Source organism: Streptomyces sp. G5(2025), from assembly GCF_049542075.1.
In the GTDB taxonomy this organism is placed as follows: domain Bacteria; phylum Actinomycetota; class Actinomycetes; order Streptomycetales; family Streptomycetaceae; genus Streptomyces.
In genome coordinates, this window is the sequence record NZ_JBMUZT010000005.1 from 1 (window position 1) to 16,230 (window position 16,230).

Genomic DNA, 16,230 nt, shown 5'->3' on the forward strand with positions numbered 1-16,230 from the left:
CTTGAATCCACCGTGCAGCGGCACATGCCCCGGCTTGCCGGGGCACAGCCAATTGCGCAAGCGCAATTCGGATTCCCGCGCAAGCGCGGGACTGGAATTCCGCAAGCGGAATTTAAAGCAGAACAATTCGCGCAAGCGCGAATTTAGAGCGACCGCGCAAGCGCGGTCGCCGGGCTGGCAGCAAGGGGAGATGCATCATGGGCGGGCCTGTGTAGGGCTTGGGAATCCCAGCCACCACCCCCCCAACGGAGGTGACGGACCATCGACCTGACGGGGTGCCGGCCTTATCGCAGTGACGGGCTCCGCTGCGCTCCACCCTGAGCCCACCCTCGAAATCGGCCGCTCACGTTCACCAGTACCCCGCCAGCATGCACACCAACCCGCAACAGTGGGACGGAATCCGTCGGAGTGTCACCCGGGAGAACGAACACGCATCAGGGTTGATGCATCATGGCGACGGCCTGTGTAGCATTTGGGCCCTGGCTGCACCACCCTGAGCCCAGCCCAATAACTTCCGGTTAAATTCAGAATTGCGCAGCCTCATATTGCTTAGCCACGGAACGGAAGCCCCGATATGTGAGCGTTGAAATTCGACGTGCGGAGGTACCGGAGCCGAACGGCCCCCCGGGGCCGGGCGGCGGAACCGCCCACCGACACCGGCCACGCTTCGATGCTTTTGATCGTCACGGTCGGCACCACCCGAGACTCAGAGCCGCTGCTGCCGCCCACGGTCCGCACCTGGGCGCGACGCCGCACGCGAAGCCGCGCGCGCCACGACGGGGTCCGGGCGGGCGGGCTTTGACTCTGCTGCTGGAGGGGCGAACCCACGGCGTGGCGGTGCTTGATCAGGGCGGGGAGAGCGGGTATCACGCGCGCGCACGCTCTAGAGACAAGAGCCGGACGTTTTCGCAGGTGAGAGCGTCGGAGTTGGGAAGATATGTCAGCCCAGGACTGACATATCTCGGTCGGGATGTCAGAAGATCCTGACCCAGCAACATCGTTTGGTGGCAGTAGTGCCACCAAACGCAAGGCGGGGCGTCAGATGCCGCTCGACACCCGTCTCGGTGGCGAAGGTCAGTCCAGGGCTGACGTACGGGCGACTTTCGTGTCGGCGCTGCCGCGTTTTGGTGGCACTACTGCCACGGTTCTCCGCTATGGTTCTGACGCCACGACGATCAAGGAGAGAGCGACCCCATGAGCTCAGGGCCCCTGGACGGCAGCGCAGCGCCGAAGCTGCCTGGCACGCCGTCCCGTCGCCGGCGGCGCCCGAAGCCACCGCCCACCGCGTACAACCGGTCCTCCGGCTCCACCCTTGAGCTGCCCGCCGGTCACGCCGCCCAGGTCTTCCCGATTGGCTCCAGCACGGGGTTCATCGGCGAGGCGTTCTCGATGGACAGCCTGGAGTTCATGCGGTGGGCCGCCGTACGGTACGACGACGACCGGTTCGTCCTCGTGGTGCTGTTCACCCTCATGGGATCGCAGAAGCCCGGCGGCCTGATCGAGGCCACCCACGAGGACGTCGCCGGGTCCCTCGGGTACAGCCGCCCCCACATCAGCCGCGTCTTCAACGTCCTGGAGGCTGACGGGGCGCTGCGCAAGGTTCAACGGGGCGTCTATCAGCTGAACCCTGCCGCGTCGCTGCGGGGTGGGCTCAGGGAGCCGCGCAAGGGCGAGAAGAAGCGCTCCAAGGCGGGTATGGGCGACAGGGTGGAGCAGCTGGACCTGTTGCGCGAGATCATGGAGGACCCGGACGCGCCCGAAGCGTTCCGGGCGATGGCCGCTCCCGGCGCGAAACTGGAAGTGCGCAAGGAGTCGGATGGGGAAGGGAAGGCCACGTCATGACGTCCGCTGCCGCAGAGGAATGGGTTCCACGCCGCAACGTGCTGTGGGGCAGCTTCAACGGTCTCGCGTACGTGCCGCGGCTGCCTCCCACCGCCTACACCCTGCTGCTGCACATGATGAGCGAGCAGGAGCCGGGCGGCCTGGTCGTGGCCACGCACGACGAACTCGCCACCGGCCTTGCCATGGAGCGCGGCATGATCAGCCGGGCTATGCCGCACTTGGTCGCCGCCCGGCTTGTCACCGTCGTCCGTCGCGGCCGCTTCCAGCTCCACCCGATGATCGCCGCCTTCAACGACCCGCGCGAACAACAACGAGCCGTCAAGGCCCTGCCGAAGACCATGCGCCTGGACGTCGGCGACTTCGAGGACGAGTACGAGCGCCGCTTCCAGCTCCATCTGGACGAGAAGGCCCGCAAAGCCGAGGCGAAGGCCAAGGGCAAGGTCACCAGCATCACCAAGCCGACCCACCTCAAGCGCGTCCACTGAGCCCCGTCGGCCCGGCGACACGGCGCCGCACCTCTGGTGCGGCGCCGTGCTCGTGCTCGGAGCGGTACACCGTTCCCCTCCAGGGGGAAAGCCACAGGTCAGCGGCGCGCGGCCCAGAGGGCGGTAGCACCAGGTAAACCGGTTTGTTCTGGTTCTCCAGAACAAACCGGCGACCGCTCGGGCCCGTGCGTACGCCGTTCCCCTCTGCGCCTCTGCAGGAAGCCCCCAGGCAGCCGTCCCACATGGTGGCGCTGCTGCCACAGTTTTGTGGACAGGGCGCCACCGAACGGCGCCCTTATGTCAGCAGGCTCTGACCTACAGCGCTGCATGCAGCAGCCGTGCATGGGTCTCCTGCCGAACATTGCAGATCTGCGAGCCGCCGGGACGGGTCCGTGGTCCTGCTGCCTGCCCTGGGAGCAGCGGACGTCGGCTGGGTAGCAGCGGGGTCCGAGCAGCGTGCAGCAACTGGCCGTGCTGCACCGGCTGGAGCTGGCCTGCTACCCGTGCAGCACCCGTGTGCCGCCCGGCCCATGCAAATGCTGCGCTGCACCCACGACGCCGCCCTGGCTGCACCCGAGGACCACCACCAGGACCCCGAGCAGCACGGTCACGACGGCTGCTGCCCACCGGGTAGCAGTCTGCTGCACACCACGGCGAGCAGCACGACCAAGAGCAGCGGCATGTGGTCCTCTGACAAGTGATCTTGACCGGTTGCCAGGCGATATTGACCGGCGCGATCCAACCGCCCGTCGGTACGGTCAGCCCATGGAAGACCTACCCGAGAGCGTGGACCGCCACATCCTGGACCACCGGATCATCCTGGCGCTCAAGGCGATCATGGACGCGTCCGGCTGCACGCTCCATGAAGCGATTGACATCTTCGGGGTCCGATACGAGGAGCTCCGCCGCGACCGGCCGGAAAACTTCCAGGTGAGCCTCGAGGAGTACGGACGGGACGTCTACACCTGACCTGCGGTCTTCCCGCCGGTCAAACTCACCTGGCAAACGGTCAAGATCACTTGTCAGCGGACGCATGTCACGGACGCAGGCCCTCGGCTCACACCTCGCACGCTCACACGCACTGCGCCCACCTGGGGAAACGGGCTGTGTGCCTCACAGGAGCAGCCGGGATGGGAGGTCTACAGGACGGTGCCGTACAGGGCACGGCGGTCGCCGGACATTGCGTAGCGGCGGGCGGCGAGGCCGTGTTCGAGGGGTTCGCCGATCTGGTCGCACAGCAGCGCCAGGACGTCGGCGGCCTCGGGGTCGGAGAGGTAGGCCGGGGCGACTTCGAGCATCAGCTCCCCGATCGCGTGGGTACTGGCGGCGAGGTCGTCGACGACGCGGCGCAGCGCGGCAATGGTCGGGTCCACCGGCGGATCGGCATGCGGCGCGGACGGCCTGGCGGACCACGGCGCGCACCGTGGCCTCGTCGAGGGCTTGGCCACGGCGCGCACCGTGGCCTCGTCGAGGGCTTGGAGGCCGCTGTGGGCGAGCCTGGCGAGTCGGCGGGTGATCACTCCGCGCCATCGCTGCTGCGGCTGGAGACGTCGATCAGGCGCGCTGGGGCGGACCGTAGTCGAGCGAGGCCGAGGCGGCCGGGTCGCTGTCTCGCGTGCGAGACGTCTCGGTGCTGGCTGCGACGGCGCCGTGGACAGCGAGGGAGCGGGCGGCGTCCATGAAGTGATCAAGCGCTACCGCGTTGCCTCTGCGCTGCTCGTGCCTTCTTACTGCACTGTACTGAGCAGTAGATCGGCGCCCTTCCCATGAGGTTCACAGGCATGAACAGGATTGCCTCACACATCGGGCATTTACGTACATCGAGGGCCCCCATCTGAGGTACCGACGACTCATGAGAGGTCGTCGGTGCGCAGGCAGTTGTTGGCAGTTGGCTCACGGGCTCGTGGTCGAGTGGTCCCGCACAGTGGGCTGCACTCCGTGCCGAAATCCCCTCACAGGCTGGCGCCAGCCGATTGAGCCCGGCCTGCTCCATCCATGCCGCCTGCCAAAGCTCGTCCACCTTGTCGAGCTCAGCCTCCATGTCAGCGCCGCGGATCCGTTGCGTCAGGACATCGGCCACCGCCATCACGGGGTCACGCCGAGTGACTCTGGGTTGGCAGAAGACCGCATAGACGGTGGTGCGTGAACACCGGCTCTCCGAGGGCATCTCTGCGGCGACGGTTCCCGGCGAGGGGGCGCCAGCTCGAACATGTAGCAAGAAGAGATGCACTCTTAAGACGCGGTTCGCACCCGGTGGAAGGTCAGGCATCGTTAGTTCTCCAGCTCGCCCCACAGAACCCGCCTTCCAGAACCGTTCGCATCTGTTCGCGCCTGGCTCAGATGATCCCAACTTCGTCAGGGCCAGGCAGAGGTTGCGTGAAATTCGCTGCGGTGTCAGGAGAGCCCCGGGTGCGCGGGAGTCTGATGGCCATGAACGAGATGCCGGCGCACATTGCGCGCTTCCTGATCCATGACGTTGGTGGCAACGTCACTGCGGCTCTGCTGATCGCCGGAGTTGGTTGGCTGGTCCGGCGCCTGACTCAAACCGCGCGCCGTCATGACGAGAGCCGCAATGTGCAAGATTGATCTGACCAACCGCATGGTGAGCCGCGCAGCACGCTCCTGGTCAGCATCCTCATTCGAGCACCAGCTCCCCATCGCGTGGGTGCTGGCGGCGAGGGCGTCGATGACGCGGTGCAGCGCGGTGACGGTCGGGTCCGCCGCCGGCGGTTCGGCGGGGCGAGGCGGTGCGGATGTCCCTCTGGGACGGAGTCGAGCGCGGCCGCGGCGCCCGGGTCGATGTCTGGTGTGCGGGACGTCTTGGTGCCGGCGGTGACCGCGCCGTGGATCGCGGCCAGGGCGCGGGCGACGTCCAGGAGCCGGTACGCCTGGGCGCGGCTGATGCCGAACTCCGCCCGGCAGCACGACTCGCAGCTGCTGTGCCCCAGGGGGAGCCAGACGCGGGCGGCGTGGGCGTCGCGGATCCGGGCGGCGAGGACCGACACGGAGCGCCGGACGTCGTCCATCGCCTCACGCAGCCCGGCCGTCATCTCCCGGGCGCGGGCCGTGGTGAGCGGCGGCTGCGCCGGTTCGACGCCGTGCTCCTGGTCGTGGCCGCGGGTGCCCATGCCTTTATCGTCCTGCGCGAGGGCGGGCCGGACCAGGGGTGTACCGGGGCGGTTCAGTCGGATTGGAGTGCCTCGTTACGCAGGGCGCGCAGCAGGGTGAGGGCGTCCTGGTCGTCGGCGTCGGTGAAGGCGTGGATCGCGAGCAGGATGGATCCGCCGATCCGTTTGGCAGTGGTGAGGTCGTCGCCGGCGAGGGCGGCCTGGTGGTGCAGGGAGTCGGTCAGGAGGAAGACGATGCGCGCCATTGGATCGCCGTTGAGCTCCGTGACGCGCTGGCTGGTCTCGTCGCGGGTCATGGTGGCCTCGATCCCGAACGCGGCAAGCAGGACGCGGTCGAGCGTGTGCTTCCCGTACGCAGCCAGCAGGGCCGCCAGTGGGCGCTCGTGCGCATCGCCGGCCAGGACCGCGAGGGCGCCGTCGTTGTTCTGGACGACGGCCTCCAGCGCCGCCAGGGCCCGGAGATGGTCATCGTTGGTCAGTTCGTCATCCATGGCACCGGAGGCTAGGCCGACGCCGGTGATGCGCGACGGCGTTCGCTCCAAACCACCCCCACCGGTACAGCCTGACCTCTGACAGGAGATCTCGCTCGTTTGCCAAATGATCTTGACGACCGGTTCGTGCCACAGTCGAGTCCGGGCAGCATCGTCGGCCGCCGGTGGGGCCGGAACTACCATCGCGTACGCAGTGTGACTGAATAGACCCCATGAGTAACGTCTTCTTCGATATCACCACTGACGGCAACGCCGCGGGCCGCATCGTCTTCAACCTGTTCGACAAGGTCGTCCCGAAGACCGCGAAGAACTTCCGCGAGCTGGCCACCGGCCAGCACGGGTTCGGCTACGAGGGCTCCGGCCTGGCGGGGATCGAGCGTGAGCCGGCGGAGGTGCGCATACCTCAGACCGCCCTGGACGCCTTCGACGCAGCGCTGAGTGTGCGCACGGTGGCGATGCGGACGTGGCCCGACGGCATCGAGTGGATGTACCCGGTGGGCACGTGGGAGCAGCCGCACCTGGAGGTCGTGCTCATGCCCGGCGGTGAGGAGGTGTGGCTGCGGATGTCCACCGACCGCTCCAGCGTCGTGGTGTGGACGATCGAGCAGTGGTGGGCCTTCTCCGGGGAGCTGCCCGGCGCGACGCCGCCGCCAGCCTGAGCCGCGTAGCCCCTCGCGGGTGGGCCGGCGCACGGACGGTGGAGGTCGGCGTGGCTCCGGCGGGCCCGGTTCGCTGAGCATCCGGCCGTACCGCCGCGCCCTGCGGTCGGCGCTGACCGCCGAGCAACGCGAACGAGGACCGATGCTGAGCCGAAGCTCAGGAGTTGTCACCAACGGGACCGGCTGAGCTGCTGAAACGGGGCGGTCGAGGCAGCCTGGTTGTCACCAACGAGGCATCCGACTTGTCACAGACGCTCATTCAGCAGTCTTTCTGTCACCAGAAACGAAGATCGCGAGCCTGAGGTTCTTCGCGGCGCGAGAAGAAGCGCGAACCGGGTCAGTGGCCTCAGGGAACCACCGCTCGTCATCGTCCGTGTGGCCTGATGCGTCCCGTTTCCGCGTTCCAGGCAGGTCAGGTCTTCCCTGGGTGCAGCCTGTTTCCGCGTTCCAGCGTCCCAAAATGCTCCGCTCTTGTGGCGGTAGGGGCGGACCGCGCTGCAGAGTCGGGCTGGGGCAAGGCCACGGTCACATTGTGGGAGGCCGGGGCTGAGCCTGGGTCTCGCTCAGTACCAAAGCGCCCGGATCGACGCAGTCGCAGTTCACCTGCCCCGTGCGGGACTGGCGGCGACACGAGCCGAGCCTCGTGGGGCGCCGGGCGGCCGCGTCGGCTCAATGCTTTGCAATGCTCGAAGGAATGGAGAGGCATGAAGTTACTTCGCAGTGCTCTCGTCGTCGGCTTGGGTGCACTGACTGCATCCCTGCTCTCTGTCGCCCCTGCTGGCGCCATCAACAGAGTGTGGGGGGATGAGTGCTTTACCAATTCCACGCAGCCGCCCCAGGGCGAATTCATGAAGGTCTGGACCGGTGCTGGACAGTCCAGTTCGACAGTCGTCTGCTGGGCGAACGCCGGCACGGTCGATGTGGCTCTGTACGGCGTGGGCCTGGTCCGCTCGGGCAACAACAAGGTCGTCGTCACGTACCAGAAGGACCTCAACGGCGTGTACCAGTCCCGCATAATGAACAAGTGGGAACGGTGGGACATCCTGGCCGAGGGGCGCCCCGTGCACAAGATCTCGCAGATCACCATCCTGTAGGACCTAGGCGAGCGGCCGATGTCGTGCACCAGGCCTCCGGGGCGGAAGGGCACAGCCAGCCCTGCCTTCGCAGACCATAGGCCCGGCTGTTGTCAACCAATGCCCACTGGGAGGTCCCACGCCCTGGGCCGCCATACAGGTCGTGCGCCCTGCGGCGCGGGGCAGTCCCGCCACCGGAGGGCGCACTTGCCGTGCGGGAAGTGCCGTGGAGAACTGTGCGCCCGCGCCTCCTCGCTCCGCTCGACAATGAACGGGAGGGGAGCACAACGATCATCACTCCTCCTCCTGGGCCTGGCGACTCCACCGTCTTCAGAACCGGGAGACGAACGCTGGCAGGCCGTCCGTGGCTTCGGTGACAACAGGCCTGCTTATGTGACAACTACCGCGCTTCTGCACAGATGCCGAAGAAGCCCCACGACCCGACGTACGGCTACGACGCGGAGACGAACACGGTCCGGGTCGATCAGCACGACCTGGCGCGGCTGCTGCTGTTCCGCAAGGTGATGCGCGAGCAGCCACCTGGCAAGTGGAAGCACATGAACGACTACGACCTGTCCTTCGAGCGCCTCGCGGACGCGGTCGACGCCAGCTCGGAGCTCCGGTACGGCAAGCGCTGGACAGGGCCTGATGTGCGGATGCGCTGCACCACGACCGAGGCGGCGTACGTCTGGCCGAACGGCGCCCCGGACGACGGGGAGGCGACGTTCACCTGGATGGTGCCGGGCTACGGCTCGCACACCATCAAGGACGAATCCTTCCGGGGCGTCACGCACAAGGCGCTGTGCGGGTTCAGCTGGGCGAAGGACGATAGGCCGCGCCGGGTGGAGGGGCTGCCGGAGTGCCCGGAGTGCCGGCGCGAGGTGCGGCTCGGTGCCGACCGGCCCCGCGGCGCCTGGTGACAACGGCCGGGTGGATACGGCTTGCCGCCGGGTGGCAACGGGTGGATACGGCGTGGCTACGATCGGAATCGGCCTGACCCCGGCAGTTGCGATGCCGGGGTCAGGCCGTTTTCGCCGGTGGCTATCCGAGCCAGGTGAAGGTGAGGACGGACAGGCGGCGCAGGGGCCGGTTCACCCAGTAGGTGAGGGAGAGCTGGCCGACGGAGGCGTGGCGCACGTCCTCGCCCTCCGGGTCGTCGGCGTTCCACTGCCGGAAGCCCCACGGGTCGCCGGCGGCGGCGTCCAGGACGTCCCACACCATGTCTTCGACGTGCTCGGGCAGGGTGTCGAGGACCTTCGCGGCCGGAGCGGAGAAGCGGACCGCGTACGGCTGCTCGGTCACCGGCGCCGCCCGCGGAGCTCCGCCACGTCGATGAAGTCGCTGTCGTCGTAGCCGGAAGCGATGAACGCGTCGACGGCCGGGGCGTGCGCGAGGCGGCCCTGCCAGTCCTGGACGACCTCGTAGAGCCCGGCCAGGGAGAACGTGCGGCGGGATTCCTCGAGGGCGGCCGCCCACTCGCGCTCGAAGGCGGGCACCCACGTCGCCGCGCGCTTGTCGGCGCGCAGCTGGGCGAGGAGTTCGGCCGGCGCCCCGGGCGCGGGGGCGTACGGCGTGACGGGTGCGTGGTTGGGCTGCGCGCTCATCTGGTCCTCCCGGCGGGTCGTTACCTCACCGTACGCGCGCCGTGTGGCCGTGGATGCGGACATGAGCTGATTCCTCCTACAGGGACTGGGAGAGGATGTAGGCGCGCTGACGCGTCTGGTTGTCTTGCTGGTCCCAGGTTCCGGCGATGTGCTCCAGGAGGTTGGCGGTCGCGTTGAACGTCATGGCGGCGGGGTCGCTTTTGAGGCGAGCGCGGAGCTGGCCGACGGCGCTGAGGATGTTGGTGACCACCTCGGGCGGCTGCTCGACATCGGCGGCTGGGGCGCCGGGCTTCTGGTCGTCGACGGGGAGCAGGGAGGCGGCCAGCTTCAGGGTGTATTCGTTGCCGGTGCGGGTGAGGGCGGTGATCGTGTCGAGGTTGAGCGGCCCGAAGGGGGCTGTTCGAGGGCGGCGCGGATGAAGTGCGGGTGGTTGCCGATCGCGGCGACGACGGCGTCCCAGGCGTAGGCGACCCGCTCAGCCTCGGGGTCCGGCTCCACGGTGGTCAGGGACAGTTCGAAGCCGGTGCCGTCGGCGTCGCGGAACCAGACGCTCTCGTCGCCGGGCGCGGCCGGGGCGACGAAGGTGATGTGCGGGCTGCGACGCAACGCGTCGGCGATACGGACAGCGTCATGGTCGGCGTCGAGCAGCGGGCTCTTGTCGCGGTCGATGGCCGGGTGTGACTGAGGACTTCGGTTGGCCGGTTGAGCACACCGAGCGCCCGGCCAACGCGTCCGGGAGTTGGCATGGGGAACTCCCAGGCCCGGAGGTAGGTCTCATGGGGGCTGGATGGCTGGGTTGCCATCTGCGGTTTGTGCTCGGCTGCACCTCTGCGCTTGGATCTTCGCCATGTCAAAGCTCTGTGCCTCTGGCGGTGGAAGGCCCGCGACGCGGATGGGGGGCACCAAGTGCCAAGCCTGCTACCGCTACCACCGGAAGCACGGAACCTTCGAGAGAACAGGTCCCCGGCCTCCGATCAGCATCGAGATAGTGCTTCAGAACGTGGAGCGCACGGAGTCGGGATGTCTGGTCTGGAAGGGGATGACGGACAAAGACGGTCGCCCGCTCTACTACGACGGCGAACGCTATGCGGCAGGTGAGAACCCGCTCGTCTTCGTTCAACGCTGCGGTGTTCGAGCACTACTCCGGCACGCCGCTCGCCACGGGACAGACAGTCACACGCAACTGCAAGAACAAGCTGCTGTGCGTCGATCACGAGCACGCCGCCTTGTGGCGGGACCTGGGAAGCGGAGCATTTGTGAGTGGCAGAGGTGACGGGGCCTCTGACAACACCGTACCCAGGGAAAAGTGCGCGAACGGGCACGGGTTTGACGACGCCAACATGCCCTATGTGAACCCGAGGACGGGCGCTCAGAGCTGTCGGCGCTGTACGCGCGACTCAAAGCTGCGTGCACGCGGGATCGACCCGGAGTCGGTGCCGTATGAGCCCTACCGAAGGGGGGATACGCAGTGCCGATCGGGCCACGAATACGCCGTGTTCGGCTTCAAGAATCGCGGCGAGGGCCGCATCTGCAACGAATGCGTCCGGATCAAGAGCGCGAAGGGCAACCTGAAGAAGGGCTACCGCCTGACGTTCGAGGACATCGCCCAGATGCTCACGGATCAGGACAACGCCTGCGCCACATGCCTGACCCCCTTCAGTACGGTCGATCCCGACAACTTCCGGATGGGCGACGCCAACGACGATCACTGCCATGCCCGCGGGCACAACCGCGGACTGCTCTGCATGGACTGCAACATCGCGCTCGGCAAGGTCAAGGACAACACAGACACGCTCAGCAGGATGATCGACTACCTGAAGGCGTAAAGAGGGCCTGACCAACTGAGCCTGGACACGTCAGTTGGAACCAGTGAGGGTCGGTGAGCTGTGGTTTCTGGTCCGTGGGACACGCTTGTTGGCACCAAGTGGTCACGCTTCTTGCAACCAAGCGTGAGTTGTCAGCCTTCTTCGCACCCGTCACCGCCGCACAGCCGGTGCAGGGACGCGCGGCTCTCGTCGTCCGCGGCACGGTAGACCAGAAGCCGCAGCTCCGGGTCCTCCAGCGGGAGCAGAACCTCGAAGTCGACGGCGATCGTCCCGACGGCCGGGTGCCGCAGCAGCTTGCGGCCGCGGCCGTTGACGCGGACCTCCCGCTCGGCCCAGAGCCGGGCGAAGTCCTCGTCCCGCGCGGTAAATTCGGCGATCAGCCCGGCCAGTGCCCGGTCCTCCGGGTGACCGGCCCAAGCCGCGCGCAGATGGGCGACGCCGTCCCGCAGCACCCCCTCGCGGTCGGCGTAGAAGCCGCGCATCGGCGGGTGCAGCAGGCAGAGCCACATCGCGTTCCGCCGCTCCGGCGGAACGGCGTCGAACTCCGGTAGCAGCCAGGCCATTTCGGGGTTCCAGGCCAGCAGGTCGTAGCGGTGGTTGAGCAGCGCGGCGGGCAGCGGGGAGAGTTCGTCGACCAGGTGGGCCAGTGACGGCGCCGGACCGGTGGCTGCCCCGCCGCGGGTGCCGCCGGGGCGGCGCCGTCCGGCCAGGTCGAAGAGGTAGTCGCGTTCGCCGGGTGCCAGCCGCAGGGCCCGGGCCAGCGCCGCCAGCACCTCCGCGGAGGGTCGAAGCCCCCGGCCCTGTTCCAGCCGGACGACGTAGTCGGTGCTGACCCCGGCCAGCTCAGCGACCTCCTCGCGGCGCAGTCCGGGCGTCCGCCGGGCCCGCCGATGCGCGGGCAGGCCCAGCCGGTCCGGGTCCAGCCGTTCGCGCTTGCTCCGCAGGAAGGCGGCCAGTTCCTCGGTGGTGTCCATGGTTCGTGTCGTCATGACCGGTCCAACCGCCAGGGTGGGACCGGCCTTCCCAGGAAAGTCCCTCCCTTATCCGGGGTCTGCCGCCGCCGCAGACTCGGTCCCGGCAACGGAACACGAACCACGCGAGCACAGGAGAACCTGATGGCACTGGCCCTTGACGACTACCGGCTGCTGGGCCGCTCGGGACTGCGGGTCTCACCGCTGGCCCTGGGCACCGCGACCTTCGGCACCGAATGGGGGTGGGGTGCCGAGCGGGCCGAAGCCCGCAAGCTGTTCGACCGCTACGTCGGGCTCGGCGGCAACCTCCTCGACACCGCCGACACCTACACCGACGGCAGCTCCGAGCGCCTGCTGGGCGAGTTCGCCCACGAGGAGCGCGAACGCCTGGTGCTGGCGACCAAGTACTCCACGCTACGCCGCCCCGGCGACCCAAACTCCGGGGGCGGGCACCGCAAGGCGCTGTTCGGCTCGGTGGAGGGCAGCCTGCGGCGGCTCGGCACCGACTACCTCGACCTGCTGTACCTGCACGTCTGGGACTTCCGGACCCCGGCCGAGGAGGTCCTGCGCGGCCTGGACGACCTGGTCCGGCAGGGCAAGGTGCTGTACGTGGCGATCTCCAACACCCCGGCCTGGCAGGTGTCCCGGATGCAGGCGATCGCGGACCTGCGCGGCTGGTCGCCGCTGGTCGCGCTGCAGCTCGAGTACAGCCTGATCGAACGTACCGCGGAGCGCGACCTGATCCCGATGGCCCGGGAACTGGGCCTGGGCGTGATCCCGTACTCGCCGCTCGGCGGCGGGGTGCTCAGCGGCAAGTACGGCCGGGACGACGTGGGCGCAACGGGCGCCGGCCCCGACGGGAGCACCCGCCGGAGCCACAACCTCGCCCTGGGTACCCTCACCGAACGCAGCCTCGGCGTGGCCGGGGTGGTCCGGGAGGTGGCCGGCGAGCTGGGGCACACCCCGGCCCAGGTGGCGCTGGCCTGGACGCTGCGGAAGCCAGGCGTGACGAGCACGCTGCTCGGCGCCCGCACCCCCGCCCAGTTGGAGGACAACCTGGGCGCCCTGGCGGTCGAGCTGACGGACGCCCAGCTGGCCCGGCTCGACGCGGCGGGCGCGATCGCCCTCGGCCAGCCGCACGAGCTGCTGACGAGCGAGCCCATCCGCCGGGTGACCACCGGCGACCTGCGGATCGAGACCCGCCGCTGACCCGGCCGCCAGCGGCCGGAGCTGGAGCCCGGAGCCGCGGTCGGCTCACCGTCCGGGCGAGCCACGTCCGGATCGCTTCCACGTCGGCGACGGTCGAACTGGTTCCAACTCTCGTGACCAGGCTCCAACCAGCGTGTCACGACTCACCAACGTGCATCACTGAAGGTTCTCAAGCGGCCAAATGAAGCGCTCACTGGCCAAGTGACGCGCTCAGTCACACCGGGAATTCAGTGGTCATGATTTCGCTCCTAGTCAGTAATCCAGATCGAGGTAATCGATGGCGTTGATTTCCACATCAGACAGTCCCATAGCGCGACCTCCGCCGTCCTGGAAATACACTTCCTTAAAGCCTTCGGCGATGATTCCACGCATCTGCTGGTCGCTCGCACCGGAGTTGCGGGCGTCGAACAGGCGCTGCGCGTACGTCGCGGGGAGGTGCACGGTGAGCCTGCGGAACCGCCCGTCGTCGGTCGTGCCGACGGCGGCGGAGTACCCGAACCGGGCCCGGGTCTCCACTGTGATCCCGCCCGAGGTGGCGGCCTGCTTCTGGCGGCGCTTGCGCACCAGTGGCTGCCAGCGGGCCTTGACCGTCTCGTCGATCTTCGCGGCGACGTCGGCGCGGGCGTGCTTGCGGGCGCCGCGCCGGTAGCGGTTGACGGAGTCGGCGGTGACGCCGAGCTCCGCCGCGACGGCCTTGGCGCTGCCGAACTGCTTGAGCAGGAACCCGATCTGACCCTTCAACGTCTTGGGCGGGTCTTTGGTGAACGCCTCGCGGTCGGCCCGCTCGATCGCGTCCTCGATCTCCCCCACAGTTCTACTCCCCTTCGTCCAGGACGGCGTCGCCGCCCTTGATGTGGCGGGCCGGGTTCAGGCCCTTCTCCATCAGGTCGACCGCCCACAGCATCTGCTGGACGCCCTCCAGCTTCGCCAGGCCCGGGGTGGGCCCGAGGCGGAAGGCGCCCGGCTGTGGCTTGCCCGAGGCGGCGTAGGGGAGGAAGTCGAGCGGGGAGGTCCCCGGGCTCGGGTAGACGACGCAGTCGGACAGCACGGCGAGCGGGTACAGGCCGGTCATGTCCGCCATGTTGCGGAGCTTGCGGTGCATGTTGACCCGCGCCTTGCTGATGACGGCGGCCCGGATGTCGGGGCGCCACGTCGGCCGCGCGAGGGCCGGCCACGGCTCGCCCTCCTTGTAGTGCTTGCCCTGGGGGCGCTCGCGGAGCTTGCCGACGCCGCCCTTCACCGTGGCCTTGATCGCCGCGAGGACGGCGGCCAGCGCCGGGTCCTTCTCCTTGTGGTGCTCCATCGCCGCGAGGAACTCGGTGTCGGAGAGGTCCCGGGTGACGCCCATGTCGGCGAGGGTGTCGACGTAGGCGTTCTTGAGGCGGTCGTGCCACGGGTCGAGGTACGCGCCGGTCTCGCGGCGCAGGTACGCCTCGATCGGGTGCACGTCGTGGCCGAGCTCCTGGGCGTAGGCGAGGGTGTGCGTCTGGTGCCAGGCCGGGCCGGTCGGGCGGGAGCCGTCGGGGGTGAACGGGCTGGGCAGGCGCGGGTCCAGCTCGATGTGGGACAGGTCGGCCAGCCAGGAGCCGGGGATCTTCGGGTTGAACGTCGGGGCGTGGAAGTGGTCCGGGGCGGAGAGGCCGACGACCAGGCGGGCTGCGGCGGCGAGGAACGCGGTGTTGAGGTCGAGGCCGACCGCGTACGGCAGGGTGCACTCCTCATCGGAGAGCGTGTCCACGTCCCGCACCCACTGGTACGCCTCTTCGTTCAGGAAGCCGCCGGTCCAGCCGGAGTTCACGACGACGGGGTGTTCCGGGGTGGCCTCCGGCGGCGCCGGGTCCATCGGCTCCATGCCGAGGCTGCCCGGGTTGTAGCCGGAGACCCAGTTCCCGGTGGTGGGGTCCTGCACGGCCTTCGTCGGCGGGCGCAGCGCGGTCATCAGCTCGAGGCCGGAGACGGCGGTGGAGCCGCGCGGGGTGATGACCCGGGTCGCGTACACGCCCAGGACGCGGGCGATGTCGGCCGGCTCCATCTCGGCTACGCCGGGCCAGGACCGCTCATCGAGGGCGTCCCAGGACAGGATCGCCAGCTGCACGCACTGCCGGTCGCGGCCCTGCGCCTTGCGGTAGATCCGCGCCCACGGGCCGAACCCGCGCTGGGTCAGCTGCCACTTCGCCTTCGCCACCTGCTTGACCACGGGGTGGTCCTCGGGCAGGCGCAGGGAGCGGCGCTGCTCGTGGCCCTCCAGGCGCTCGGGCAGCCCGAGCTTCACGGCGGCGGCCGCGGTGAGCACGATCAGCGGGTCGCTGTCCTTGCCGTACCGATTCAGCTTCGGCGCGCCGAGACCGGACTCGCGCAGCGTCCACTCCACCAGCTCCACCACGGTGGTCGCCGGGCAGTCCAGCACGATCCCGCCCACTGCGTACGCGGAGCCGTCGCCGTCCAGGACGGCGAGCGGGCCGTAGGGGAAGCGCGGGTCGGTCGCGGGCGCGGCGGCCTTCTTCGCCGCCGGGCGCCGGGACGACGTCGCCGGGCGTCCGGCCGGACGGGCGGGACGCTCCGGCGCGGCCGGGGCGGCGGGAGCCTGCGCCGGGGTGGTCGTGTTGGCGGGTGCGGATGCGGCCGGGCCGGTGAACGTGTCGGGCACCGGGGCGGGGTGGCCGGCGCGGCCACGGGGGCTGGGGCGGCGGGACTCCGTGGGCGGGGTACTTCGCCGCCCATCCGTTCAGGAGCCGCTGGTACGCCTCCAGGCGCGGCGACTTCGGCTCGCTCCTGCCGTTCTCGTAGTTCTTGACCCGTCTGCACGGTGGACTTCAGCGCGGTCGCGAGGCGGGCCTGGGTGATGCCCGGCGGCCTCGCGAAGGCGGGCGCGCTCCGCCGGGGGCGGGAGCTGAGGCTCCTCCTCCAGCAGCGCGTCGATGTTCGCGAACAGCTCTTCCTCG

Annotated in this window: 19 protein-coding genes and 1 pseudogene; 10 read left to right on the plus strand and 10 right to left on the minus strand. The window is 69.0% G+C overall.

The features are described 5' to 3' along the window. The first annotated feature begins 1,194 nt into the window (after positions 1-1,194). From ACOBQB_RS10620 to ACOBQB_RS10635, 4 genes are all read left to right on the plus strand, one after another. Positions 1,195-1,842 carry a helix-turn-helix domain-containing protein gene (locus tag ACOBQB_RS10620; RefSeq protein WP_423590893.1) on the plus strand — a complete coding sequence of 216 codons (648 nt, stop codon included), beginning with the start codon at positions 1,195-1,197 and terminating at the stop codon, positions 1,840-1,842. Then, positions 1,839-2,327, plus strand: a complete 489-nt coding sequence (locus ACOBQB_RS10625) for a hypothetical protein (RefSeq protein ID WP_423590895.1) — start codon at positions 1,839-1,841, stop codon at positions 2,325-2,327. Before ACOBQB_RS10620 ends, ACOBQB_RS10625 begins: the two co-directional genes overlap by 4 nt. Positions 2,328-2,830: 503 nt before the next feature. Continuing rightward, complete coding sequence (locus ACOBQB_RS10630) at positions 2,831-3,028, plus strand: hypothetical protein (protein WP_423590897.1); 198 nt, start codon at positions 2,831-2,833, stop codon at positions 3,026-3,028. Between the two features lie 64 nt (positions 3,029-3,092). Continuing rightward, on the plus strand, positions 3,093-3,296 hold the full coding sequence (locus tag ACOBQB_RS10635) for a hypothetical protein (RefSeq protein ID WP_423590899.1): 204 nt from the start codon (positions 3,093-3,095) through the stop codon (positions 3,294-3,296). A 170-nt stretch (positions 3,297-3,466) separates the two neighbouring features. On the opposite strand, the gene ACOBQB_RS10640 is transcribed toward ACOBQB_RS10635, so the two are convergent. Beyond that, on the minus strand, positions 3,467-3,847 hold the full coding sequence (locus ACOBQB_RS10640) for a hypothetical protein (protein WP_423590901.1): 381 nt from the start codon (positions 3,845-3,847) through the stop codon (positions 3,467-3,469). A gap of 910 nt (positions 3,848-4,757) precedes the next feature. Here ACOBQB_RS10640 and ACOBQB_RS10645 point away from each other — a divergent pair. Further along, positions 4,758-4,913 carry a hypothetical protein gene (locus ACOBQB_RS10645; protein ID WP_423590903.1) on the plus strand — a complete coding sequence of 52 codons (156 nt, stop codon included), beginning with the start codon at positions 4,758-4,760 and terminating at the stop codon, positions 4,911-4,913. Here the strand turns inward: ACOBQB_RS10645 and ACOBQB_RS10650 are convergent. Then, a complete protein-coding gene (locus tag ACOBQB_RS10650) occupies positions 4,883-5,455 on the minus strand; it encodes a hypothetical protein (protein WP_423590905.1) in 573 nt (190 codons plus the stop codon). The two genes, ACOBQB_RS10645 and ACOBQB_RS10650, sit on opposite strands and share 31 nt — an antisense overlap. A gap of 53 nt (positions 5,456-5,508) precedes the next feature. Next, the gene (locus tag ACOBQB_RS10655) at positions 5,509-5,946 is read right to left on the minus strand and encodes a hypothetical protein (protein WP_423590907.1); all 438 of its coding nucleotides are present in this window, start codon (positions 5,944-5,946) and stop codon (positions 5,509-5,511) included. Between the two features lie 212 nt (positions 5,947-6,158). Between ACOBQB_RS10655 and ACOBQB_RS10660 the strand changes: the two genes are divergently transcribed. From ACOBQB_RS10660 to ACOBQB_RS10670, 3 genes are all read left to right on the plus strand, one after another. Beyond that, a complete protein-coding gene (locus tag ACOBQB_RS10660) occupies positions 6,159-6,605 on the plus strand; it encodes a peptidylprolyl isomerase (protein ID WP_423590909.1) in 447 nt (148 codons plus the stop codon). A gap of 848 nt (positions 6,606-7,453) precedes the next feature. Then, a complete protein-coding gene (locus tag ACOBQB_RS10665; protein WP_423590911.1) occupies positions 7,454-7,699 on the plus strand; it encodes a beta/gamma crystallin domain-containing protein in 246 nt (81 codons plus the stop codon). Positions 7,700-8,097: 398 nt separating this feature from the next. Further along, a complete protein-coding gene (locus ACOBQB_RS10670; protein WP_423590913.1) occupies positions 8,098-8,598 on the plus strand; it encodes a hypothetical protein in 501 nt (166 codons plus the stop codon). 121 nt (positions 8,599-8,719) lie between these two features. Here ACOBQB_RS10670 and ACOBQB_RS10675 read toward each other — a convergent pair whose 3' ends face one another. The 4 genes from ACOBQB_RS10675 to ACOBQB_RS10690 form a co-directional block, all read right to left on the minus strand. Continuing rightward, positions 8,720-8,980, minus strand: coding sequence for a hypothetical protein (locus tag ACOBQB_RS10675; RefSeq protein WP_423590641.1), 261 nt, complete (start codon positions 8,978-8,980; stop codon positions 8,720-8,722). Then, positions 8,977-9,282, minus strand: a complete 306-nt coding sequence (locus ACOBQB_RS10680; RefSeq protein WP_423590879.1) for a DUF6247 family protein — start codon at positions 9,280-9,282, stop codon at positions 8,977-8,979. Before ACOBQB_RS10680 ends, ACOBQB_RS10675 begins: the two co-directional genes overlap by 4 nt. Before the next feature lie 76 nt (positions 9,283-9,358). After that, on the minus strand, positions 9,359-9,532 hold the full coding sequence (locus tag ACOBQB_RS10685) for a hypothetical protein (RefSeq protein WP_423590643.1): 174 nt from the start codon (positions 9,530-9,532) through the stop codon (positions 9,359-9,361). A gap of 77 nt (positions 9,533-9,609) precedes the next feature. Continuing rightward, positions 9,610-9,888 (minus strand): hypothetical protein, encoded by a 279-nt coding sequence (locus ACOBQB_RS10690; protein WP_423590645.1) that lies wholly within the window; start codon positions 9,886-9,888, stop codon positions 9,610-9,612. 521 nt (positions 9,889-10,409) lie between these two features. On the opposite strand from ACOBQB_RS10690, the gene ACOBQB_RS10695 reads away from it, so the two are divergent. Beyond that, positions 10,410-11,108, plus strand: coding sequence for an endonuclease domain-containing protein (locus tag ACOBQB_RS10695; RefSeq protein ID WP_423590647.1), 699 nt, complete (start codon positions 10,410-10,412; stop codon positions 11,106-11,108). Between the two features lie 131 nt (positions 11,109-11,239). On the opposite strand, the gene ACOBQB_RS10700 is transcribed toward ACOBQB_RS10695, so the two are convergent. Further along, positions 11,240-12,097: a helix-turn-helix domain-containing protein gene (locus ACOBQB_RS10700; protein ID WP_423590649.1), complete on the minus strand. Its 858-nt coding sequence runs from the start codon at positions 12,095-12,097 to the stop codon at positions 11,240-11,242. A 126-nt stretch (positions 12,098-12,223) separates the two neighbouring features. On the opposite strand from ACOBQB_RS10700, the gene ACOBQB_RS10705 reads away from it, so the two are divergent. After that, positions 12,224-13,288, plus strand: coding sequence for an aldo/keto reductase (locus ACOBQB_RS10705; protein WP_423590651.1), 1,065 nt, complete (start codon positions 12,224-12,226; stop codon positions 13,286-13,288). Between the two features lie 252 nt (positions 13,289-13,540). Here the strand turns inward: ACOBQB_RS10705 and tpg are convergent, their stop codons facing one another. Beyond that, on the minus strand, positions 13,541-14,098 hold the full coding sequence (tpg, locus tag ACOBQB_RS10710; RefSeq protein WP_423590652.1) for a telomere-protecting terminal protein Tpg: 558 nt from the start codon (positions 14,096-14,098) through the stop codon (positions 13,541-13,543). Between the two features lie 4 nt (positions 14,099-14,102). Then, positions 14,103-15,962: pseudogene (gene tap, locus ACOBQB_RS10715) on the minus strand (telomere-associated protein Tap); the annotation flags it as partial. Positions 15,963-16,230 lie beyond the last annotated feature (268 nt).